The organism is Streptomyces sp. NPDC050636 (assembly GCF_040654775.1).
Lineage (GTDB): Bacteria > Actinomycetota > Actinomycetes > Streptomycetales > Streptomycetaceae > Streptomyces.
Genome location: NZ_JBFAIP010000273.1, coordinates 1 through 1,166 on the forward strand (window position 1 = coordinate 1; position 1,166 = coordinate 1,166).

Annotated in this window: 1 pseudogene; it reads left to right on the forward strand. The window is 71.5% G+C overall.

Going from position 1 to position 1,166, the window contains the following annotated elements:
* Positions 1–1,166, forward strand: a pseudogene (locus AB0I10_RS41220) (polyketide synthase); the annotation flags it as partial.

Here is a 1,166-nt window from a genome sequence, read left to right on the forward strand (position 1 = left end):
AGCGATGAGGGCGTCTTCGTACCGCTGCAGCGTCGTGACGACCAGGGTGTGACCGGGCTGGTCAACGGCCTGGCGCGGGCCTTCGTCAACGGTGCGGCGGTGGACTGGTCGAAGGTGCTCCCGGCGGGCGAGTCGGTGGAGCTGCCGACGTATGCCTTCCGGCACCGGCGGTTCTGGCCGGAGGGGGTCCTGGCGCTGATGCCGACGCCGGGCTCGGTCGTCGGTGGAGGCGGCGCGGGTACGGCGGCGGAAGCGCAGTTCTGGGCGGCGGTCGACGACGGCGACGTGACGCGGGTTGCCGATGTGCTGGAGATCGAGGACCAGCGGTATCTGGGTGAGATCCTGCCGATGCTGGCTTCGTGGCGGCGCCGTGAGCTGGACCGGTCGGTGACCGCGAACTGGCGCTACCGGGTGAACTGGTCGCCCATCGCCGAGCCCGACTCCCGTGTGTTGTCCGGGACTTGGCTGATTGTGGCCTCCGCTGGACTGGGCGAGGACGACTCGGCACAGCAGTGTGTGGCCGCGTTGGCCGCTCGTGGGGCCGAGGTAGTCGTGGTCGAGGTCCCGGGCGGGTCCGTGGACCGGGATGGTGTGGCAGCGCTGTTCGGTGAGGCGTTGGAGAGTGCGGGCGTGGAGTCTGCCGGCGTGGTTGCGGGTGTGTTGTCGCTGCTGGCGCTGGATGAGGCGCCGGTGCCGGAGCACCCGGTGGTGGCCGGGGGACTGGCCGCGACGCTGGGCCTTGTACAGGCGTTGGGCGATGCAGGAATCGTCGCACCGCTGTGGATAGGCACCCGTGGTGCGGTGTCGGCCACGCCGGACGAGGTGCTGGTCAGTCCGGTGCAGGCGCAGGTGTGGGGTCTGGGCCGGGTCGTCGGTCTGGAGCACCCGGACCGTTGGGGCGGGTTGATCGACCTGCCCGCGGCGATGGATGACCGGGCTGGTGCACGGCTTGTGGCGGTGCTGGCCGGGTGTGGTGAGGACCAGGTCGCGATCAGGGCGGCCGGGGTGCTCGGCCGCAGGCTGTCTCGGGCGGTGCAGGCGCAGCACCGTGGCAACGGTCGGACCTGGACACCGCGTGGCAGTGTGCTGATCACGGGTGGGACGGGTGCGATCGCCGGGCATGTGTCGCGGTGGCTGGCCGAGCGGGAGGCGGCGCGCCTCGTGCT